The following is a 22133-nucleotide window of genomic DNA, read 5'->3' on the forward strand; positions in this document are numbered from 1 at the left end:
TGCCCGCGGTTCCCGGGCCGGGCCCCTCAACCGCCGCTCCGGCCCCGGCCGGCAGCGCCCCGGCCGTGATCCTGGCGCCGGCGGAAGCCGCACCGTCGCCGTCGGCCAGTGCTCCCGCATCGCCGTCGGCCGCCGCCGCTTCCCCGACGGCCACTGGCGGTCCCGCCACGGCGTCGGCCAAGCCCCGGTCCGGCAGCACTTCCATGGAGGCTACGTCGACGCGCCAGGCCGCTGGGCCGTCGCCGTTGCTGGGCGCGGGCATCGGCCTCGTTGCGCTGTCCCTCGTCGCCGGTGCTGTGGTCCTGCGGATGCGGCGCGTCTGACGGCGCTGACGCCTCCCTGCCCGGAGCGCCGGATCCGACGCCGGAATCCCCATCGATGTGAAATAAAGCACTTCTACGCGCTGTAGAAGTGCTTTATTTCGACTTAGCTGAGGGGAAGGGGCAAACTGGTATCCATGAGCCACACTTCTGCCGAAACTGTCACTAAAACTGAATCAGCAAGCGAAGAAGCAGCCGAGCAGTTCTTCACGCTCTGGACGGTTTTCAAGCGCTCCGCCGACGTGCTCCGCAGCGGCGATGCTGCCGAAGAGTTCGACGCCCTCATTGCGCGGCTGGCCGAGGCAGGGGTGGTCCACCGCGGCAGCTATGACGTGTCGGCGATGCGCGCAGATGCGGACATCATGATCTGGCTGCACGGCCCCCAGCCCGAAGCCCTTCAGCGGGCCATCCGGGACATCCGCCGCAGCAAGCTTTTCACCGGCACCGAGATCGCCTGGTCCGCCATGGGCGTGCACCGCGAGGCCGAGTTCGCCAAGAACCACACCCCCGCCTTCTCCCGCGGCGTGGAGCCGGCCGAGTGGCTCTGCGTGTACCCCTTCGTCCGCTCCTACGAGTGGTACCTGCTGCCGGACGCCGAGCGCGGCGCAATGCTCCGCGACCACGGCATGCTGGGCCGTGACTTCCCCCAGGTCATCTCCAACACGGTGTCCTCCTTCGCCCTGGGCGACTGGGAATGGATCCTGGGCCTGGAAGCCCCCGACCTCGTGGACCTCGTGGACCTGATGCGCCACCTGCGGGCCACCGAAGCACGCCACCACGTCCGCGAAGAGATCCCGTTCTACACCGGCCGCCGGGTGGGCGCCGCCGAGATCGCCGAGGTCCTGTCATGAGCCCGCTGGATCCGGCGGAACCTGCAGCTGCCGTCACAGCCGTCAATGAGGTGACCGAAGCCGGCCGGATGGCCCCCAAGGAGTACGACGCCGTGCTCCTCGCCTCCTTCGGCGGGCCCGAAGGCCAGGACGACGTCATTCCGTTCCTGCGTAACGTCACCCGCGGCCGCGGCATCCCGGACGAGCGGCTCGAAGAGGTCTCGCACCACTACCGCGCCAACGGCGGCATCAGCCCGATCAACCAGCAGAACCGGGAACTCAAGGCCGGCATCGAGGCCGAGCTCGCCGCCCGCGCGATCGAACTGCCGGTGTTCTGGGGCAACCGCAACTGGGCCCCCTACATCCCGCAGACACTCCAGGACATGTACGACGCCGGGCACCGCAAGGTCCTCATGGTCACCACGAGCGCCTACTCCTGTTACTCCAGCTGCCGCCAGTACCGCGAGGACATCGGCATCGCGCTGACGGAGTCCGGCCTTGACGGGAAGCTCGAAGTCGACAAGGTCCGCCAATACTTCGACCACCCCGGCTTCGTCGAACCGTTCATCGAGGGCACAGCCGCCGGCCTCTCCGACGTCCGGGCCAAGCTGGCCGCGGACGGCACCCCCGACGCGCCCGTGCACATCCTGTTTGCCACGCACTCAATCCCCACCCGTGACGCCGAGGCCGCGGGCCGCTCCGACGCCGAGCCGCGCCACTTCGCGGAAGACTCCGCGTACGCCGCGCAGCACCTCGCGACCGGCACCGAGGTCATCCGCCGGGTGGAGGCCGAGACCGGCGACACCGCCCCCTGGTCCCTCGTCTACCAGTCACGCTCCGGTGCCCCGCACGTGCCGTGGCTGGAACCCGACATCAACGACGCCATCGAGGAACTGGCCGGCCAGGGTGTCAAGGGCATCGTGATCGTGCCGCTCGGCTTCGTCAGCGACCACATGGAAGTTGTCTGGGACCTCGACACCGAAGCCCTGGAAACCTGCGCCAGGCTGGGCCTCGCCGCGAGCCGGGTCCCGACGCCCGGGACGCACCGCAAGTTCGTCGGCGGCATCGTGGACCTCATCTGCGAGCGGACCGCCGCCAACAACATCGCCGACCGGCCCCACCTGACCAAACTCGGCCCCTGGTACGACGTCTGCCGCCCGGGCTGCTGCGCCAATTTCCGCGGCGAAAAGCCCACCATCGCAGGAGCCGACACCACCGTCGGAACCGGCCACGATCCCTACCCGGCGGCCTCCGCCCCGGCAGGCGCGTCCGCTCCGGCAGGCGGGAACGCATCATGACCGTCCGGATCGGAACCCGCGCCAGCAAACTGGCCCTCACCCAGACGCAGCAGACCGCTGACCAGCTCGCCGCCGTCGGCGGTTTCCCGGTCGAGCTGGTCCACATCCGCACCGACGGCGATGTCCTCAAGGGCTCGCTGTCCCAGATGGGCGGCACCGGCGTCTTCGTCGCCGCCCTCCGCGATGCGCTGCTGCAGGACGCATGCGACGTGGCTGTGCACTCGCTCAAGGACCTGCCCACCGGCGCCGCCCTTGGACTGACCCTCGCCGCGACACCCAAACGCGTCGACGTCCGGGACGTGCTGTGCGCCCGCGACGGGCTCAAGCTCGCCGACCTGCCCGCCGGCGGCACCGTTGGCACAGGTTCCCCGCGCCGCGCTGCCCAGCTGCGTGCCGCCCGCCCCGATCTGGACATCCGGGACATCCGCGGAAACGTGGACACCCGGCTCGGCCGCGTCCCCGGACTGCCCGGCAACACCACCGACGCCGTGGTGGAAGGCAAGAGCTGCGACCTCGACGCCGTCGTGCTCGCCGCTGCCGGGCTGCACCGGATCGGCCGGCTCGACGCTGTCAGCGAGTACCTTGAAACCGACGTCATGCTGCCCGCAGCCGGCCAGGGCTCTCTTGCGATCGAATGCCGCTCGGCCGATGCGCCGCGCAAGGCGGGATCTACCGAGGGATCGCAGGGTGTGCTGGCGCAGGCACTCGCCGCCCTCGACGATCCCGACACCCGCCTCGCCGTCACCGCCGAGCGGGCGCTCCTGGCCCGGCTGGAAGCCGGCTGCGCCGCGCCGGTAGGTGCATACGCCTACCGCAAGGGCAGCCTCCTGCACCTCGAAGCCGTGGTTTGTGCCGTCGACGGAACAGCCTTCGTCCGGGACCAGAAGGCCACGGACGGACTGACGGAAGTCGGGGCAACCCTGCTCGGGATTGAGCTCGCCGAAGTCCTGCTGGCCCGCGGCGCCGCCGACATCGCGGACCTGGCCGCTTCCTGAACCGCGGAATCCATCAGGTCATGGGACGGCACAGCGCCCGAAACGACGAGGTCCGGAACGACGGCGCCTGGAACGACGGCGCCCGAAATGACCGCGCCCGAAACGACGGCGCCCGAAATGACCCGGACCGCAGCGGGCAGCCCGGCATGAGGGCTCCGGGCGCCCGGGTCCTCGTTGCCCGCAGCCCGGACCGCGCGGCGGAGCTTGTGACCGCCCTGCGCGGCGCCGGTGCCGAACCGCTGCTGCTGCCGCTCATCGATTTCGAACTCGCCAGCGACCAGCACTCGCTGGATGTGGCTTTCGACGCCCTCGGCGCCGGTGCCTACGCCTGGCTGGTGGTCAGCAGCGTGACCACAGTCCAGGCGCTCGAGGCCAAAGCCGCCGAGCGGGGCACAACCCTCAGCAACTGGCTCCCGGGCAGCCTCCTCGTGGCCACGGTCGGACCCGCGACCCGCCGGTTCCTGGAAGGCCGCGGAGTCGCCGTCGACCTGGCACCGACCGGACAGCAGTCCGGTGCGGGGCTCATCGACATCTGGCCGGAACACCAAGGCAGCGTGCTCCTGCCGCAGGCCGACATCGCCGACCCCCGGCTCCGCCGCGGCTTGGAGGCCCGGGGCGCCTCCGTCCAGACCGTGACCGCGTACCGCACAGTCGATTACCCGGCCGACCCGGGCCGCAGCCTCGCCGTGTGCCAGCCGGCAGCGCCGCCCGGGGCCGGCTCACATCGGGACAACGGGGCAACGGTGCTCACCCCCGACCAGGCGAAGGCCGAAATCGCGGCCGGCCGGCTGCACGCCGTCGTCGCCGCGTCCCCGAGCGCTGCCCGGCGGATCCGCGAGGACCTCGCCCCGCTGGGCACCTGCCGCTTCGTGGCGATCGGACGTTCGACCGCCGCCGAGGCAGAGTCGCTTGGCCTCAGCGTCGCCTCCACCGCCGCGGAACCCACCGCCTCCGGCCTGGTTGCCGCCGTCATCCGGGCCCTGGCCAGCCAACCGTCCACACCTCATCAGCCCGTCGCCGAGCCCCCAGCAAAGGACACCATATGAGCTTCCCGACCCACCGCCCCCGCCGGCTGCGCACCACCCCGGCCATGCGCCGGCTGACCGCCGAACACCGCCTCTCGGCCTCGGATCTCATCCTGCCCGCCTTCATCCGCGAAGGCCTGAGCGAGCCGAATCCCATCGCGTCGATGCCCGGCGTGCAGCAGCACACCACGGACACCTTGAAGCGCGCCGCTGCCGAAGCCGTGGAGCTCGGCGTCGGCGGCATCATGCTCTTCGGCATCCCCGCCGTCCGCGACGCCGCGGGCACAGCCTCGCTGGACCCCGACGGCGTCCTGAACAAGGCCATCCGGGACGTCCGCGCCGAGGTCGGGGACGAACTCGTCATCATGAGCGACGTCTGCCTGGACGAATTCACCGATCACGGGCACTGCGGCGTCCTCGACTCCAACGGCTATGTGGACAACGACGCCACGCTGGAGATCTACGGCCAGATGGCCGTGGCCCAGGCGGAGGCGGGTGCGCACGTGCTCGGCCCGTCGGGGATGATGGACGGCCAGATCGGCGTGATCCGGCGGGCCCTGGAGGACGCCGGCCACGCCAACACCGCGGTCATCGCCTACGCAGCGAAATACGCCTCGGCCTTCTACGGCCCGTTCCGCGAGGCCGTCGATTCGCAGCTCAAGGGCGACCGCCGCACCTACCAGATGGACGCGGCAAACCGCCGCGAAGCGATCCTCGAAGTGGAGCTGGACCTCGAGGAAGGAGCCGACATGGTCATGGTGAAACCCGCCATGAGCTACCTCGACGTCCTCGCCGACGTCGCCGCGATGAGCCCGGTCCCGGTGGCCGCCTACCAGATCTCCGGTGAGTACTCGATGATCGAGGCCGCCGCCGCCCACGGCTGGATCGACCGCCGGGCCGCGATCACCGAATCCGTGCTGGGCATCAAGCGCGCCGGGGCCAACATGGTCCTGACCTACTGGGCGAGCGAGCTTGCCGGCTGGCTGAAGGAGTCCTAATGAACAACACGACAACCCCCGGCCCGGCATCGGGGGCGAACCCGACTGCCCCCGTGGGGCCTGGCCGCATCCTGCTGGGACTGAACACTTTCGGCGACGTGGGGGTCTTCCCCGACGGGCACCCCGTCCCGCACGCCCAGGTGCTGCGGCAGCTGCTGGAGCAGGCAGAGCTGGCGGATGAGGTGGGGCTCCATGCCTTCGGTGTGGGGGAGCACCACCGCCGCGACTTCGCAGTCTCCGCCCCGGAGGTGTTCCTCGCCGCGGCAGCGGCCAGGACCAAGCACATCCGGCTCGGCTCGGCCGTCACCGTCCTCAGCTCCGATGACCCCATCAGGGTCTTCCAGCGCTTCTCCACCGTCGACGCCATCTCCAACGGCCGGGCCGAGGTCATGCTGGGCCGCGGCTCCTTCGTTGAGTCCTTCCCGCTCTTCGGCCTCGACCTGGCCGACTACGAGGTCCTGTTCGAGGAGAAGCTCGAGCTCTTTGACAAGGTCCGCGCCCAGAAACCCATCCGCTGGGAAGGCCGCACGCGCCCTGCCATCAACGGGCTCAGTGCCTACCCGCCGCTGGAGCACCACCTCCTGCCGGCATGGATCGGCGTCGGCGGGACCCCCGAGTCCGTGCTGCGCTGCGCCGAGTACGGCTACCCGGTCATCTTCGCGATCATCGGCGGACAGCCGCGGTCCTTCGGCCCCCTGACGAACCTCTACCGCGAGGCGATGGCCAAGTACGGGCATCCGATGCAGCAGATGGCCACACATTCACCCGGACACGTTGCCGAGACCGACGAGGCGGCGCGGGACGAGTTCTTCCCGCACTGGCTCGGACAGCGCAACCTGATCGGCGCCGAGCGCGGCTGGGGGCCGGCCAGCCGGGCCGAGTTTGACGCCATGTGCACGCCCGAGGGCGCCCTCTACGTCGGCTCCCCGGACACCGTCGCCGCGAAGATCGCACTGCTGAAAAAGAACCTCGGAGTGGACCGCTTCGACCTCAAATACAGCAACGGAACCCTGCCGCACAAGGCGATGATGCGCTCCATCGAGCTGTTCGGCACCGAGGTGGCCCCCCGGGTGGCCGCCCTGCTGGCGTCTGCGCCCCCGAACTGAACTGAAAGAATAGGAACCATGACTTCCAGCCATCCTCGCAACGAGGAACTCTTCGACCGCGCCCGCCAACTGATGCCGGGCGGCGTCAACTCCCCGGTCCGCGCGTTCGGCTCCGTGGGCGGGACCCCGCGCTTTATGGTCTCCGCCAAAGGCCCGTACCTGACCGACGCCGACGGCGACGAGTATGTCGACCTCGTCTGCTCGTGGGGGCCGGCGCTGCTGGGACATGCCCACCCGGCCGTCCTCGCCGCCGTGCACGCCGCGGTCGACCGCGGGCTGTCCTTCGGCGCCTCCACCCCGGATGAGGCCACCCTCGCCGCGATCGTCCAGGAGCGCGTCCCGGCCGCCGAGCGGGTCCGGATGGTCTCCACCGGCACCGAAGCGACCATGACCGCCGTCCGGCTGGCCCGCGGCTTCACCGGCCGGAACCTCATCATCAAGTTCGCCGGCTGCTACCACGGCCACCTGGACGGGCTCCTCGCCGCCGCCGGCTCCGGCCTCGCGACCCTTGCGCTGCCCGGCTCGGCCGGCGTCACCGCAGCCACGGCCGCCGAGACCCTGGTGCTGCCCTACAACGACCTCGACGCCGTCGAAGCCGCCTTCGCCAAGCACGGCGACAGCATCGCCGCCGTCATCACGGAGGCCGCGCCGGCCAACATGGGCGTAGTGACCCCGGGCGAGGGCTTCAACGCCGGGCTGGCCCGGATCACCCGCGACCACGGCGCCCTGCTGATCCTCGACGAGGTCCTCACCGGTTTCCGCACCGGCTACTCCGGCTACTGGGGCCTCACCGGCGGGGCGGCCGGCGCCGCCGAGCCGTGGGCCCCGGACCTGCTGACCTTCGGAAAGGTGATCGGCGGCGGCATGCCGACGGCGGCCCTCGCCGGCCGCGCCGAGGTCATGGACTACCTTGCCCCGCTGGGACCGGTCTACCAGGCCGGCACGCTCTCCGGGAAYCCGGTGGCRATGGCCGCCGGCGTCGCTACCCTCACCCACGCCACGCCCGAGGTCTACTCCTTCGTGGACGCCCGGTCGCTGGAACTCTCTGCAGCCCTGTCGTCGGCGCTGGACTCGGCGGGCGTGGACCACTCCATCCAGCGCGCCGGGAACCTGTTCTCCGTGGCCTTCGGGACGTCCGCCCGCGGCGTGCACAACTACGAGGACGCCCAGGCCCAGGAAGTCTTCCGGTACGCGCCGTTCTTCCACTCCATGCTGGACTCCGGGGTCTACCTGCCGCCGTCGGTCTTCGAAGCCTGGTTCCTCTCCGCCGCGCACGACGACGCCGCGATGAACCGGATCTTCGACGCCCTGCCCGCCGCCGCCAAGGCCGCGGCCGCCGCGAAGGCCTAGGCCCAAAGGCAGCAGAAGCTAAAGGCGGCGTTACGGCGTCGTCGTTAAACACTTTGGGCACCCGCCGCGGCGGGTGCCCAAAGTTGTTAAGCGGAGTCTGAACCGGGGACTAGAACGCCACGGTCACGTCACCGTTGGGCCATTCCTTCTCGATGAAGGCCTTGACCTCGGGGGAGTGCAGGAGCTCGTCGAGCTTCTTGATGCGCACATCGTCCTTGGAGTCCTCGCGCCAGGCCAGGAAGTTGGCGTAAGGGTTGTTCTCCACGGACTCGACCGCGAGGGCGTCCTTGGTGCTCAGGCCGGCCTTGAGGATGAAGTTGCCGTTGATCAGGGCCAGGTCGACTGACGGGTCCTTGAGGTCGTTGATCAACAGTTCCGGCTGGTTCTCCGAGAACTTAAGCTTCTTCGGGTTCTGCTCATCAGTCAGCGTGATCACCGAGGAGTCATCTTTGATGTCCTTGACCAGGCCGGCGACCTGGAGGACCTTGAGGGCCCGGACCTGGTTGGACGGGTCATTCGTGATGGCCACCTTGGCGCCGTCCTGGATGTCCTTGATGTCCTTGACCTTCTCGGAGAACGCGGCGTAGGGCTCGATGTGGATTCCTTCGCCGTGCCCGAACTTGTAGCCCTTGGTCTTGACCTGGTCTTCGTACCAGGGAAGGTGCTGGTAGTAGTTGGCGTCCAGGGAGCCGTCGCTGAGTGCGGTGTTGGGCGTCTGGTAATCCTCGATTTCCTTGATGTCCAGCTTCAGGCCGGCCTTGGGGGCGAGGTCCTGGTTGATGAACTCGAGGATCTTCGCCTGCGGCACGGGGCTGGCGCCGACCTTGAGCGTGACGGGCTTGGCCGGATCCAGGGCAGTGGTCTGGGCGCTGGGGGTGGACGAACCACCGCAAGCCGTCAGCGCCAGGGCAGTGACAATGCCGGTGGCCAGGAGGGTGAGTGACTTACGCATTGGATGCGTTCCTTTCGAAATAGCTGGATTCACGACGACGACGCCGTGGTCCGCGCAGATGCAGAGGGCGGCTACCCGCTGCAGGGTTAGGAGGTGAGTCCGGCGTCAGCGGTGGTCGAGGCTGCGTGAGATCCGCTCGCCGACCAGCTGGATGACCTGGACCAGGACGATGATCAGCACGATGGTGACGAGCATGACCGTGACGTCGAAGCGCTGGAAGCCGTAGTTATATGCGAGCTTGCCGAGGCCGCCGCCGCCGACCAGGCCTGCCATCGCGGAGAACCCCACGAGGGTGACCACCGTGGTGGTGGCGGCCGCGACGAGGGCGGGGAGGGATTCGCGCAGCATCACCTTGTTGATGACCTGCATCTTGGTGGACCCCATCACCTGGGCGGCGTCGATCTTGCCGTGGTGCACATCGCGCAGGCAGTTTTCCACCAGCCGGGCGAAGAACGGGATGGTGCCGATCGACAGTGACACCGAGGCGGCCACCGGGCCGAGGCTGGTGCCGGTCAGGGCGCGGGCCAGCGGAATGAGGGCCACCATCAGGATGGCGAACGGGATGGAACGGGTGATGTTGACGATCACGTCGCTGAGGATCCGGTTGGTGACCGGCATCGGGCGGAGTCCCCCCGGGGCGGAGACGTGCAGGAACACGCCCAGCGGCAGGCCGATCAGCACGGTGAAGAAGGACGATATCCCCACCATCTGGAGGGTTTCGATGATGGCCTCGGGCAGGGCCTTGGCCAGGACGGGATTGCTGAAGATGTCGTTCATGAGTTACCTCCCTGTTCCCCGTTGGTGAGGACAGAGGCCGGCACGGCAGAGCCGGCGGTGTCGGGGTCCTGGGCTGCGGCGGAGGCCGAACACTTCGCGCCGATGCCGCGCTCGTGCAGGTAGGCCAGCACGGCGTCAGCGTCCGCGGTTTCGGCCAGCTGAACACGCAGGTGGCCGAACTGCTGGCCGCCGAGGGTCTCCACGCTGCCGGCCAGGACGTTGATGTCAATGTCGAAATGCCGGGCGACGCCGGTAAGGACGGGTTCCTTGGCGCTGTCGCCGGAGAACAGGATCTCCAGCACCGGCCCGCGCTGCAGTGCACCCGTCAGGGGCTCGGACGCCGGCAGCGGCAAGAGTGCCTTGGCAAGCTTGCTGTCCAGGTCCCCCGCGACGTCCCGAAGGGCGCCGTGCTCGACGATGCGGCCACGGGAGAGCAGCGACACGGATTCGCAGACACGCTTTACGACGTTCATCTCGTGCGTGATGATCAGCACGGTGAGCTGCAGACGCTTCGTGAGGTCCTGGATCAGGTCCAGGATTTCGTCCGTGGTGGCCGGGTCCAGGGCAGAGGTGGGCTCATCGCACAGGAGCACGTCCGGGTCCGACGCCAGCGCCCGGGCGATGCCGACACGCTGGCGCTGGCCGCCTGAGAGCTGCGAAGGGTAGGCATTCTCGAACCCTTCGAGGCCGACGAGCTTCAGGAGCTCAGCCACCCGGGTCCGGATCTTTTCCTTCGGAGTTTTCACGAGTTCAAGGGGATGCGCCACGTTGCCGGCCGCGGTGCGGGAGTCCATCAGGTTCGCGTGCTGGAAGACCATGCCGATGCGCCGCCGCGCGGCCCRTATTTCCGAGTCCTTCACGGAGCTGAGCTCGGTGCCGTCAATGCTGACGGAGCCCGACGTCGGACGGTCCAGCAGGGTCAGGCAGCGCACGAGGGTCGACTTGCCGGCACCCGAATGGCCGATGATGCCGTGGATGGAGCCCTTGGGCACCGAGAGGGTGACGCCGTCGAGGGCTACCACCTCTTTTTTGCCCTGCTGGTAGACCTTGCGCAGGTCAGTAACTGTGATCATCTATCCCTTGGCGGTTTGGGGTCGGCGCGGCATAACACACGCCGGGTTCTGAACTAAATTATGTCAGGGGCGCCATTTGGCATCCACTTGCGCATTTAGTTCGTCACAAAGGGTRAAACGATGCGGATAATTCAGCTGATCGCCCGGTTGCCCGGGCGGCGCGGCTGCGCCTCCCCGGTTCCCGGAATCCCTGACAGCGGCGTCGGGGCGTGGCGGGGGCCGGGACGGGCTGTGATTTCCGTCCCAACGACTTGCGCGGCGGTGGCCGGACCTCCCGCACGACGCACTGCCCGGGCGGTCGCCGGGGCGGTGCGTCGGACGAAAACCCGCCGGGCTAGAAGTCCCCGCGGCTGGCGTCCTCGGGCGGGAGGACCGGCCAGTCGCCCTCGATGACGGCGGCGGGCTTGGATTTGCGCAGGTAGCTCTGGAAATCCGAGGCCTGCGCGGAGGCCCATTCGACCTGGAGCTGGTGCAGGTGGCTGGCCGGCATCCGCAGCTTGGGGAACTTCCCGGCCATGGCGTCGAGCATACGCAGGGTGGCCAGGGCGTCAGCCGCCGAGGTGTGGGCGTTGTCCAGGTTCACCCCGTACTCCTCGCACAGGGCAGTGAGGGTGCGCTTGCCCTTGCGGTAGCGGTCCACCTGCTTGTTCATGATGTACGGATCCAGCACGGGGAAACGGCTCAGCTGCGGCACGCCGTAGCGGGCCGATTCCGCGGCGAGCACGGTGAAGTCGTAGCTGGCGTTGAACGCGATGACCGGCACCCCGGTGTCGAAGAGCTCCTGCAGCACGGCGGCGACCTCCCGCGTCACCTCCGCGGCGGGGCGGCCTTCGCTGCGGGCACGCTCGGTCGTGACGCCGTGGATGTCACTGGCCTCCGTCGGGATTTCGACCCCCGGATCGGCGAGCCACTCGTGCTCGTTGATGATCCCACCCGTGGCGTCGACCACGGTGATGGACGCCGTGACGATCCGGGCGGCACGGGAGTTCCGTCCGGTGGTTTCAAGGTCGAAGGCTGCGCGGGGGAGGGTGTTCCAGGTGCTCATGCTTCAACGCTACCTGCTGCCACCGACGGTAATGCGCCGCCACCCCGTGCCCCGCACGGCGCCGCCTGACTTGCGGCCGCAGCGGCTGAACCGGGGCGAAGCGGACCTGCGCGGTGGGCGGTCGGCGTCGTCCGGACGCTAGGCTTGTGCCATGCGGATGGAGTATGTGGAAGCGGTGCTGGAAGTGGTGGCATTGATCCCTGCAGGCACCGCGGTGGCGTATGGCGACGTCGCCGAACTCCTCGGTTCCGGCGGTGCCCGGCAGATCGGTTCCGTCATGAGCCACCATGGCAGCTCCGTGCCCTGGTGGCGGGTCCTGAAGGCCAGCGGAGACGCGCCTCCGGGGCACGAGCGCGAGGCCCTTGCCCTGTACCTGCAGGAAGGCACCCCGCTGCTGGGCAGCTATGCCGAGTATCTCCGGGCCGGCGAGGGACGCTGGCGCGTGGACCTCATGGCCGCCCGCTGGGCACCGGGCGACGGAGAGTTCGACATGATCGACGCGGTTGCCGAACGGCTGGAGCGCTCCTTGCATAAACTGTCGGCCCCCGATGATGAAATGACTGTGTGAGCATCCCCAGCCAGAATCCTGAGTCCGCCCCGCCCACAGCAACACAGCCCACAACAGCCCAGCCCACAGCAGCACCGCCGACGTCGGCCGTGCCCTCGAAGGGCGGGCCGCGTCCTGCCCGGTCCGGCACCTCAGGCAGCTCCGGTTCCGCGCTGCGCCTGCTGCCGCCGCGCAAGCTGCACAGCGCGGTGCCTGTGCTGTCCGCGGACCAGCTCGCCGCCGTCGACGTGCCCCACGGCTCCGGTCCCGTCCTGATCCCCGGCGCGCCGGGGACCGGCAAATCGACGGTGCTCGTGGAAGCGGCCGTCCGGCGCGCGCAGCGGGACGGCCTCGACCCGGAACGGATGCTCATCCTCGCCCCCGGACGCCTCGCCGCCGATTCGCTCCGGGACCGCTTCACCGCGCGGCTGGACCGCAGCTTGAGTACGACGCCGGCCCGCACCTGGGCGTCGTACGCCTTCGACCTGATCCGGCGCGCCAAGGCGGAGGGAATCCTGCCGCTGCCCCGCCCGCCGAAACTCCTGTCCGGCCCGGAGCAGGACCTGATCATCAAGGAACTGCTCGAAGGGCACGCGCAGCCCGGGCTCGAGTTGCCCTGGCCGGAGGACCTGGGCGCGGCCCTGCAGACCCGCGGCTTCCGGCAGGAGGTSCGSCAGCTCTTTGACCGGATCATCGAATCCGGACGGACCGCCGAGGACCTCGTGGTCCTCGCCCGCCGCTGCCACCGGCCGGACTGGGTCGCCGCGGCGGCCCTGTACGCCGAGTACCGCGACGTGCTGGACCTGCGCATGCCCGAATCCTTTGACCCGGCCGGCATCATCACCGCCGCACGCCAGATCTTCCAGGACGAACCGGACTTCCTGGCCGCCGAACGCGACAGGCTCCAGCTGGTCCTCGTGGACGACATGCAGGAAGCCAACCCTGCCGTGTTCGAGCTGCTCGCGGATATCGCCGCGGGCAAGGACGTCCTCATCACCTCATCGCCGGACACGGTGGTCCAGGGCTTCCGCGGCGCCCGCCCGGACCTCGTGGCGGAGCTTCCCCGGTTGCTCGCCCCCGCCGGCGGCACCGTCATCGAAAGGCCGCTCTGGACCGCGCACCGCCACACTCCGGCCGTCGCGGACGCCTGGCTCTCCGTCGCCGGGCGGATCTCCCGCCGGGCCGGCGGGCAGTCGGCGCGGCGGCTCGAACAGCCCCGGGATTCCGGCCCCGCCGGCGGCACAGTGGAGGCGCACCTGCTGCCGTCACCGGTGCACGAACTTCGGTATGTCGCCCAACGGATCCTGGAAGCCCAGCTGAACGACGGCCGCGAACTCGGTGACATCGCCGTCATCGTCCGCAACGGCGGCCAGCTCAGCCAGCTGCAGCGCTACCTCGCCGGCCAGGGTATCCCGGTCCGGATCCCCGTGGCCGAATCCGCGGTCCGTGACGAAGTCGCCGTCCGGCCCCTGCTCGACGCCTATGCCGTAGCCCTGGACCCGGCACTGCTGAGCCCCGAGGCGGCCGTGGCGCTGCTGACCTCGCGGATCGGCGGCGCCACCGCGATCGAGCTGCGGCGCCTGCGCCAGTCCCTGCGCCGGGAGGAGCTCCTGGGCGGCGGCGGCCGCACCAGCGATGTTCTCCTCGTCGAGGCGCTGCTCGAACCTGGCGCGCTGGCCACCCTCGGCATCGAGGGGCACTCCGCGCGCCGGATTGCCCGGATGATCCAGGCCGGCCGGGACGCGGCCCAGGCTCCCGGCGGCAACGCAGAAACCGTGCTGTGGGCGCTCTGGAGCTCTACCGGCCTCGCCTCCCGCTGGACCGAGACGGCGCTGGCCGGGGGAGCGGCAGGGGCCCGGGCGGACCGGGACCTCGACGCCATGATGGCTCTCTTCCACACCGCCGAGCGCTTCGTGGACCAGCTGCCCGGATCCGGCCCGGAACAGTTCCTCGAGTACCTGCTCAGCCAGGAACTCCCCATGGACACCCTCGCCGCACGGGCCCAGCTGGAGGACGCCGTGGAACTCATGACACCGGCCAGCGCCGCCGGCCGGGAATGGCCCGTGGTCATCGTCCCCGGCCTGCAGGAAGGCGTGTGGCCCAACACCCGGCTCCGCGGCGAACTGCTCGGCAGCACGCTGTTCGCCGACGCGGTCGAACACGGCGTGGACTATGCCCTGCAGCTGGATCCCCTCAGTCGACTGCGCGAAATCCGCTATGACGAACTGCGCAGCTTCTCCACCGCCGTGTCACGGGCGCAGGAGGTGCTGATCTGCACCGCCGTGTCCTCGGAGGACGAGCAGCCCTCCTCGTTCCTGGACTACGTGGTGCCGCTGGACCCGGACCAGGACCGGCGCGGTTTCACCCCGGTGGAGCGTCCGCTCACACTGCGCGCCCTCGTCGCCGAACTGCGCCAGTACGCCCAGCTCGACGCCGGAGTCCCCGAAGCGCTGGAAGCCGGCGCCGTGCTCGGTGCCCTGGCCGCCGCCGAGCCGCCCGTCCCCGGCGCGCACCCCGCGAGCTGGTGGGGCCTGGCGCCGCTGTCCACCGAGGAGCCCCTCGTTCCCCCGGGCGGCACCGTCTATGTGTCGCCGTCGAAAGTGGAAACCGTGCAGAAGTCGCCGCTGGACTGGTTTGTCCAGGCGGCCGGCGGCGAGGCCGCCACCGACTTTGCCCGCAGCCTCGGCACCCTGGTCCACGCCATCGCGCAGGACCTGCCGGATGCCTCCGGCAGCGAATACGTGGCCGAGCTGGTACGCCGCTGGCCGGCGCTCGGGATGAAGGACAACTGGGAAGGCAAGCTGGACTTCCAGCGCGCCGAAAACATGGTCCGTAAGCTCGCCCAGTACGTGCTGGTGATGCGCAGCGAGGGCCGGTCCCTGGTGGGCGTCGAGCAGGACTTCGAAGTGAAACTCCCGGACGTTGCGGCCTCGGCCCGCAGCGTCGGCGCCGATGGCGACAACGCCGCCGAGATCGAGGGCGAATCGTGGCCGGCCCGCCCGGCCGTGCTCCGCGGCCAGGTCGACCGGCTGGAGATCGACGCGGAGGGGCGGCTCGTCGTCGTGGACCTCAAGACCGGCAAGCGGCAGCCGGGCAAAGCCGATCTCGAGCGGCATCCGCAGCTTGGCGCCTACCAGGCGGCCGTGCTGGCCGGCGGATTTGCCGGCCCCGACGACGGGCCGCCCCCGCTCCCCGGCGGGGCCGTCCTGGCCCAGCTCGGCACCACCACCAAGAGCCCGGGCATCCAGGCCCAGACACCGCTGGACCCGGCGGAGAACTGGGCCCTGGACATGGTGGGCGATGCCGCGCGGGTCATGTCCGGAAGCACCTTCGAGGCCCGCCACGATCCGTCCAAGGGCGGCCACGGCGGCCACGGCTGCCGCCTTCCCGAAGTCTGCCCGCTGTGCGTGCGGGGAAAGCAGGTCACCGAATGAGCGCCGAGACAACCACGGCGGCAGGGCCGGAGGCTGCCACGCGGCCGGACGCCATGCCGCGGCCGCGGTTTACCCCCGAGGAGCTCTCCGCCATGCTGGGGGAAAAGAACAGCCCCACCGCCGAACAGTCGCACATCATTTCCTCGCCGCTGTCACCCCGGCTCGTTATTGCCGGCGCCGGGTCGGGCAAGACCGCCACCATGGCCGACCGTGTTGTGTGGCTCGTCGCCAACGGGTGGGTCCGGCCGGAGGAAGTGCTCGGCGTGACCTTCACCCGGAAAGCCGCCGGGGAGCTGGCCACCCGCATCCGCGCCAAGCTGGCCGCGCTGCAGCGCATCGCCGCGGCCGACACCCAGAACCAGGTCTTCCCCGCCGGACTGCTCAGCACCGACGCCCTGGAACCCAAGGTCTCCACCTACCACTCCTACGCCAGCGGGATCGTGTCCGATTACGGTCTCCGGCTCGGCGTCGAACGGGATGTCGTGCTGCTCGGCGGCGCCCAGTCCTTCCAGCTCGCCAGCGAAGTCGTGGAGGCGTTCGACGGCGACTACGAACACTTCCGCGCCGCCAAATCCACCCTGGTCAAGGCCGTCATCCAGCTCGCCGGCGAGTGCGCCGAACATCTCCAGGACCCGTCCGGGGTCCGCGGCTGGCTGCTGGACCGGGTGGCCGAGTTCGAATCTCTGCCCTATCTCGCCACGGCCAAGAAGAACCCCAGCCAGGCGGCGGGGGAGCTCAGCGGGCTGCTGCGCACGCGGGCCAGCGTCGCGGAGATGGTGGGACGCTACACGGACGCGAAGCGCGCCCGCGGCGCCCTGGACTTCGGCGACCTCGTGGCCCTCGCGGCCCGTGTCGCCAACGAGATCCCGGTCGCCGCGGAAATCGAAAGGCAGCGTTACAAGGTGGTGCTCCTGGATGAGTTCCAAGACACCTCGCACGCCCAGCTGGTCCTCTTCTCCCGGCTGTTCGGCGACGGCCACGCGGTCACGGCGGTGGGGGACCCGAACCAGTCCATCTACGGGTTCCGCGGCGCATCCGCCGGCCAGCTCTTCCACTTCGTCCGCGAATTCCCGGTACGGCTTGCCACAGACGAATCTGCGGACGAATCTGCGGGCGGCGGGGTTCCCGAGTCCGGCGCTGCCGGCACGGACAACACCGCGCGCTTTGCCGTGGCGCCGACGTCGTACCTCACCACCGCGTGGCGCAACGGCCGGAATATCCTCGCCGCCGCCAACGTCATCTCGGCACCGCTCAGCCAGGCCGCAGCCCAGACCGGCCCGGCCGGCGAGCGCGACACCGCCGGCGGCGTCGAAGTGCCGCCGCTGCAGCCCAGCCCGGCCGCGGTCCAGGGCCGCGTGCTGATGGGCCGCTTCGGCACCGACGAGGACGAGGCAACGGCGATCGCGGACGACGTGTTGAAGTTCCGGGTGACCGACTTTGACGCCTCGGCAGCGGAGCCTGAGCCTCCCGCCATGGCCGTGCTGTGCCGGCGGCGCGCCCAGATGGAATGCATCCGCCGCGAGTTCGAGGTGCGCGGGATCCCGTATGAGATCGTCGGCCTCGGCGGGCTCCTGGACACCCCCGAGATTGTCGACCTGGTCGCGACCCTCCGCGTGCTGGCCGATCCGGGCCGCTCTGACTCGCTCATGCGCCTGCTCGCCGGGGCGCGCTGGCGGATCGGCGCCGCGGACCTGATGGCCCTGCGGGACTGGTCCAGCTTCCTTGCCCGGCGCCGCGGCCGGCCCGGCAGCACGGACGACGACGCCGCCGACGACGTTGCAGAGACTGCCGTGATCGAGGGTGACCTCACCGACGCCGCCAGCCTGGTCGAGGCCCTTGACTGGCTGCCGCGCGAGGACTGGACCTCGGCGCACGGCCGCCGGCTGAGCCCCGAGGCGCTGGAACGCCTGCACCGGCTCTCGGCCGAGCTGCGGCAACTGCGCGGCTACATGGGCGATGACCTCACGACCCTCCTCGGCGAGGTGGAGCGGGCCATGCTTCTGGACATCGAAGTGGCCGCGCGGCCCGGAATCAGCATCCACCAGGCCCGCCGCAACCTGGACGCCTTCCAGGACGCCGCAGCCGGGTTCCTGTACACGTCACATCGGGTCGATGTGCTCGCCTTCCTGGCCTGGCTGGAGGCCGCAGCCGCCGAAGAGAACGGCCTTGACGCCGCTGCACCGGAGGTGAACCACGAAGCGGTGCAGCTTCTGACAGTCCATGCCTCCAAAGGCCTGGAATGGGACGTGGTCTTCGTGCCCGGGCTTAATGCCGGGGCGTTCCCCAGCAGCCGGGATTCGCGCTGGAGCAGCGGCAGCGCCGCGCTGCCGTGGCCGTTGCGCGGGGACCGCGCGGACCTGCCGCAATGGGACCTCGACCACCCGGACCAAAAAGGCTGGCTCGACGCCGAGAAGGAGTTCAAGTCCGCGGTGCAGGTGCACGGCGAGGCCGAGGAACGTCGGCTCGCCTACGTGGCTTACACCCGGGCCAAACACGTGCTCTGGGTTTCCAGCGCCGCATGGGTCGGCTCCCGCGCCGGCATGGCCGACATGTCGCCCTTCCTGGCCGAGCTTGAGATTCTTATTCCCGACGGCGCCGCCGGGATCCACCCCCAGTCCGTCAGTGAGGAATCGCTGCCGGACGAGAGCCCGCTGACCTCGGAACTGGAAGTGGCCGGGTGGCCGTATGACCCGTTTGAGGGGCCGACCGATCCGCGCACGGGAGCCCGGCTGCGGCTGGTTCCGGGCCGGCGTGCGGCCATGCAGTCCGCGGCGGCACGCGTGCTGGAATCACTCGATTCCGGAGTGCTCGTGGCTGCCGCGGCTGAGGCAAGCGGCACTGATCCGGGACGGCGCCGGCCCCTTCGCGGCCCGGCCGGCGGCTGGGCGCTCGAGGCCGCGACCTTGCTGGAGCGCCGCTCCCGCCGCACCCTGATGCAGGATGTGCACCTCCCGGGCCACATCTCCGCGTCCACCCTGGTGGATCTGGACGACGACGCCGGCTCCGTCGTCGCCCGGCTGCGTCGTCCGGTCCCGCGGGAACCGGGAATGTCCGCCCGCAAAGGCACCGCTTTCCACGCCTGGGTGGAGGAGTACTTCGGCACCGCCGGCATGCTGGACCTCGGTGAGGCGGCAGGCTCCGACGACCATATCGACGAGGCCTACGGACTGGACACCATGGTGGAGACCTTCCGCCGGTCCGAGTGGGCCAACCGCGCCCCGGCCCACGTCGAGGTGCCGGTGGAGACCCGGATCGGTGACGTCGTGGTCCGAGGCCGGATCGACGCCGTCTTCCGCGATGCCGACGGCCGCTGGGACCTGGTGGACTGGAAGACCGGCCGCCGCCCGTCCGCCGCCCAGCTCAAGACCAAGGCCGTGCAGTTGGCTGTGTACCGGCTCGCCTGGGCCCGGCTCAAGGACGTTCCCCTGGACCAGGTCCGGGCAGCGTTCTACTACGTGGCGGACAACCAGGTGGTCCGCCCGCACGATCTGGGCTCAGCGGAACGGCTCGAACAAATCGTGGCCACGGCCCTGGGAGCAGGCTAGCGGGACTTCGCCTCGACCACCGTGAGAGCGGTGGTCGACGTGTCGTCGGCAGCGCGAACCTGGTCTGCAGGGGCCACCGCGGCAGCATCGGCCGGAACCGGACCGTCTGCCTGAACCGGCTGAACTGCACCGTCTGCTGGCACTGCACCCTCTGCTTGAACTGCACCGTCTGCTGGATCGGCGCTGTCTGGCTGAACCTGACCGTCTGCTTGAACTGCGCCGTCTGCCTGAACGTGACCGTCTGCCTGAACTGCGGCGATCGACTGCGTCGAGGTGTCTTCGTCGGACTTCTCGTCGGCGGCCGGTTCGTCGACGGGGATTGCCGTCACTGAGACGCTGGAGACCTTGTGGGCCGCAGGCCCGGCCTGCCCGGCGCCGTCGGCGGTGCCGGCACGCTCCTCTTCGCCGGCGCTGTCGATTTCGACGCTGTCGGCCGCGCCGTCGGTGTCAGGGGCGTCGACAGGGATCGGCGTCACCTGGACGGCAGGCATCGCGCTGCCGGTTGGAACGGCGGCAAGCCCGGACACCGAATCCGGGGCCAGCAGCGTGACCTTGCTGACGGCCGGGAGCGGCGCATCGTCCGGTCGCGGTGCATGGCCAGGATCAGGGGCGGGCCCCGGCGCCGGGAGTGGTTCAACACTGATCGGCTGCCCGCCGTGTTCGGCGACGTCGTCGGCGAGCACGGTCAGCATGGACTCGGCCTCGTCGATCATGTCCTGGTTCCCGGCGGCGAGGCCCTTGACGAGGTACTGCGCCAAGGCGAATTCCGCGGAGAGCGCTGCACGGCGCAACAGGTGGGCGTCGGGCACGTCGCGGCGGGAGGAGGTGTAGTGCTCCAGCACGGAGTCCACGAAATCCTGGTCGTTGGATGCGACGAGCCAGGCCATGTCGTCGGCCGGGTCACCGATGCGCAGATCGGTCCAGCCGGTCACGGCGGTGACGCGGTCGCCGTCGACCATCAGGTTGTCCTCGTGGAGGTCCCCGTGGACCACGCAAGGGTTGAAGCGCCACAGGGAGACGTCTTCGAGGGCATGTTCCCAGCGCCGGAGCAGCAGCGGCGGAATCTTGCCGGTGGTCGCGGCCTGGTCCAGTTCGTTGAGCCGGCGCTGGCGGAACTCGTTGGGCGTGTAGCTGGGCAGATCGGCGTTGCTGACCAGCGAGTGGGGAAGGTCATGGATGGCGGCGAGGGCCGCGCCGATTTCGCGGGCGACCGCGGGGGACGCGGCGCCGAGTTCTTCAACCGACTGCGTGGAACCGGCCAGATGGGAGTACACGAAAGTGCTCAGCGGTCCCTGCCGCACCGTGCCGGCAATGGTGGGCATCAGGAAGGGGAGCTCGGCCCGGATGGCCGGGACGAAAGCGCGGAGCACCAGGAATTCCGTTTCCAGCCGGGCACTGGCCTCGGCGTGGCGCGGCGAGCGGACGCGCCAGCGCTTGCCTTCGGAATCCACGAGTAAAGCCGAATCGAAGTCTGCCGGATCGTCGGGCGCAGAGCTAACGGCGGTCGGGGTCAGTCCGGGGACTGCCGCGGTTGCCACAGCTGCCAGTTCGATTGGTTTTCTTCTCACTCTTCCACGGTAGATTGACCGGCGCCGAAGACTGCGATGCACCACGGCGAGTCTGAAAGATCAGGAATAAATTGCGCCCCGGGAATCCGTTGCCAAACCGCCCCGGCGGCCGCCCGCCGGGCACGTGCGGATGCCCACATACGAGGGAGAAAAATGTCATTTGTCAGCGCGAGTCAGTACGGTGGGTACATGAGTCTTGCGGAGTCACCGGCGCCCAATCACCAAGCCCGGACGGGCACGTTAACCTCCGCGCACCCCGGCCCGGCAGCCAACTTGCTCGAAGACTTCGCCCTTCCCGTGCGGCCGGCGCTGATCGACCGCGGATCAGCGGCCCGGCTGAAGCCCGGAATGCTTGAGGCGCTCATGGCCGCCGGTGGCGCACGCGCCATGGTGCTGTCCGGCCGGCAGGCCCTCGTCGACGGCAACAGCCTGGTGCTGCTGGATGCGGCCGAACTGGCCCGGCACCTGCGGGACACTGCCTACGCCCCCGAACAGCTGATCTATCTGGGTTCTGCCCTGCCAGGCACGGATCTCGCCGCGGGCACCGAACTGGTGCTGTTTATCCTGCCGCAGCAGTTCGAGGTCCAGGCCGAGGAATTCGAGGCCCACATTGCCGGCATCCCCGAGGGCGCGCAGTGGGCCGGGTTCCGTGACGTCGCGGCGGCGCTGAACCCCACAGACACCGCCATCTTCGTCGAAGCCAGCGCCATCGCGAACTGGCACGCCACCCACACCCACTGCCCGCGCTGCGGGACCCCAACGGCGCCGGAAGCCGGAGGCTGGGTACGCCGTTGCCCCTCGGACGGCTCAGAGCATTACCCGCGGACCGATCCGGCCATCATTGTCACTGTCGTCGGACCGGACGGCCGGCTGCTGCTCGGCGGCGGCGGCCCGCTGGATGCCAGGAACTACTCCACCCTCGCCGGCTTCGTCGAGCCGGGGGAGTCCCTGGAACAGGCCGTCGTCCGGGAGATCGGCGAGGAAGTCGGTGTGCGGGTCACCGCGTGCCAGTACCTCGGGTCCCAGTCGTGGCCCTTCCCCGCCTCGCTGATGCTCGGTTTCACCGCCACCACCGAGGACACCGAAGCCACGCCCGACGGCGTCGAAGTCACCCGGGCACGCTGGTTCAGCCGGAGCGAACTGCAGGAAGCAGTGCTCAGCGGCGACATCGTCATCTCCAGCAGGCTGTCCATTGCCCGGTCCCTGATCGAGCACTGGTACGGCGGTGTCATCCAGGACCGCGCGGACACCGCATGAGGCCCTCGTGACA

At 69.8% G+C, this 22133-nt stretch carries 16 protein-coding genes and 1 pseudogene; 11 read left to right on the forward strand and 6 right to left on the reverse strand.

Annotated elements, in window-relative coordinates:
- On the reverse strand, nt 1-262 hold a 262-nt coding region (locus tag AB4Y67_RS04055; RefSeq protein WP_441404513.1), incomplete at its 3' end, for a hypothetical protein.
- A gap of 195 nt (nt 263-457) precedes the next feature.
- Between AB4Y67_RS04055 and hemQ the strand changes: the two genes are divergently transcribed.
- From hemQ to hemL, 7 genes are all read left to right on the forward strand, one after another.
- Nucleotides 458-1171 carry a hydrogen peroxide-dependent heme synthase gene (gene hemQ, locus AB4Y67_RS04060; RefSeq protein ID WP_441404514.1) on the forward strand — a complete coding sequence of 238 codons (714 nt, stop codon included), beginning with the start codon at nt 458-460 and terminating at the stop codon, nt 1169-1171.
- On the forward strand, nt 1168-2448 hold the full coding sequence (locus AB4Y67_RS04065; protein ID WP_441404515.1) for a ferrochelatase: 1281 nt from the start codon (nt 1168-1170) through the stop codon (nt 2446-2448). The genes hemQ and AB4Y67_RS04065 overlap by 4 nt, the downstream gene beginning before the upstream one ends.
- On the forward strand, nt 2445-3443 hold the full coding sequence (hemC, locus tag AB4Y67_RS04070; protein WP_441404516.1) for a hydroxymethylbilane synthase: 999 nt from the start codon (nt 2445-2447) through the stop codon (nt 3441-3443). Before AB4Y67_RS04065 ends, hemC begins: the two co-directional genes overlap by 4 nt.
- Before the next feature lie 146 nt (nt 3444-3589).
- Entirely contained in the window at nt 3590-4489 is a 900-nt protein-coding gene (locus AB4Y67_RS04075) for a uroporphyrinogen-III synthase (protein WP_441404697.1), read from the forward strand.
- Nucleotides 4486-5466 carry a porphobilinogen synthase gene (hemB, locus tag AB4Y67_RS04080; protein WP_441404517.1) on the forward strand — a complete coding sequence of 327 codons (981 nt, stop codon included), beginning with the start codon at nt 4486-4488 and terminating at the stop codon, nt 5464-5466. Before AB4Y67_RS04075 ends, hemB begins: the two co-directional genes overlap by 4 nt.
- Nucleotides 5466-6572 (forward strand): LLM class flavin-dependent oxidoreductase, encoded by a 1107-nt coding sequence (locus AB4Y67_RS04085; protein WP_441404518.1) that lies wholly within the window; start codon nt 5466-5468, stop codon nt 6570-6572. The genes hemB and AB4Y67_RS04085 overlap by 1 nt, the downstream gene beginning before the upstream one ends.
- Nucleotides 6573-6590: 18 nt before the next feature.
- Complete coding sequence (gene hemL / locus AB4Y67_RS04090) at nt 6591-7922, forward strand: glutamate-1-semialdehyde 2,1-aminomutase (RefSeq protein ID WP_441404519.1); 1332 nt, start codon at nt 6591-6593, stop codon at nt 7920-7922.
- Between the two features lie 109 nt (nt 7923-8031).
- Here hemL and AB4Y67_RS04095 read toward each other — a convergent pair whose 3' ends face one another.
- From AB4Y67_RS04095 to AB4Y67_RS04110, 4 genes are all read right to left on the reverse strand, one after another.
- Complete coding sequence (locus tag AB4Y67_RS04095; RefSeq protein WP_441404520.1) at nt 8032-8874, reverse strand: MetQ/NlpA family ABC transporter substrate-binding protein; 843 nt, start codon at nt 8872-8874, stop codon at nt 8032-8034.
- Nucleotides 8875-8979: 105 nt separating this feature from the next.
- Nucleotides 8980-9651, reverse strand: a complete 672-nt coding sequence (locus AB4Y67_RS04100) for a methionine ABC transporter permease (RefSeq protein ID WP_441404521.1) — start codon at nt 9649-9651, stop codon at nt 8980-8982.
- A complete protein-coding gene (locus AB4Y67_RS04105) occupies nt 9648-10724 on the reverse strand; it encodes a methionine ABC transporter ATP-binding protein (RefSeq protein WP_441404522.1) in 1077 nt (358 codons plus the stop codon). The genes AB4Y67_RS04100 and AB4Y67_RS04105 overlap by 4 nt, the downstream gene beginning before the upstream one ends.
- 334 nt (nt 10725-11058) lie before the next feature.
- Nucleotides 11059-11769 carry a 3'-5' exonuclease gene (locus AB4Y67_RS04110; RefSeq protein WP_441404523.1) on the reverse strand — a complete coding sequence of 237 codons (711 nt, stop codon included), beginning with the start codon at nt 11767-11769 and terminating at the stop codon, nt 11059-11061.
- A gap of 151 nt (nt 11770-11920) precedes the next feature.
- Here AB4Y67_RS04110 and AB4Y67_RS04115 point away from each other — a divergent pair, with 151 nt between their 5' ends.
- The 3 genes from AB4Y67_RS04115 (at nt 11921) to AB4Y67_RS04125 (ending at nt 19295) form a co-directional block, all read left to right on the forward strand.
- Complete coding sequence (locus AB4Y67_RS04115) at nt 11921-12337, forward strand: MGMT family protein (RefSeq protein ID WP_441404524.1); 417 nt, start codon at nt 11921-11923, stop codon at nt 12335-12337.
- An 89-nt stretch (nt 12338-12426) separates the two neighbouring features.
- Complete coding sequence (locus AB4Y67_RS04120) at nt 12427-15750, forward strand: ATP-dependent helicase (protein WP_441404698.1); 3324 nt, start codon at nt 12427-12429, stop codon at nt 15748-15750.
- Nucleotides 15747-19295: an ATP-dependent helicase gene (locus AB4Y67_RS04125; protein WP_441404525.1), complete on the forward strand. Its 3549-nt coding sequence runs from the start codon at nt 15747-15749 to the stop codon at nt 19293-19295. The genes AB4Y67_RS04120 and AB4Y67_RS04125 overlap by 4 nt, the downstream gene beginning before the upstream one ends.
- 617 nt (nt 19296-19912) lie before the next feature.
- Here AB4Y67_RS04125 and AB4Y67_RS04130 read toward each other — a convergent pair.
- A pseudogene (locus AB4Y67_RS04130) lies at nt 19913-20863 on the reverse strand (macrolide 2'-phosphotransferase); the annotation flags it as partial.
- A 189-nt stretch (nt 20864-21052) separates the two neighbouring features.
- Here AB4Y67_RS04130 and nudC point away from each other — a divergent pair.
- Nucleotides 21053-22120 (forward strand): NAD(+) diphosphatase, encoded by a 1068-nt coding sequence (gene nudC, locus AB4Y67_RS04135; RefSeq protein ID WP_441404526.1) that lies wholly within the window; start codon nt 21053-21055, stop codon nt 22118-22120.
- Nucleotides 22121-22133 lie beyond the last annotated feature (13 nt).

Origin of the sequence: Arthrobacter sp. YAF17 (genome assembly GCF_052113365.1) — a bacterium.
Taxonomy (GTDB): domain Bacteria; phylum Actinomycetota; class Actinomycetes; order Actinomycetales; family Micrococcaceae; genus Arthrobacter.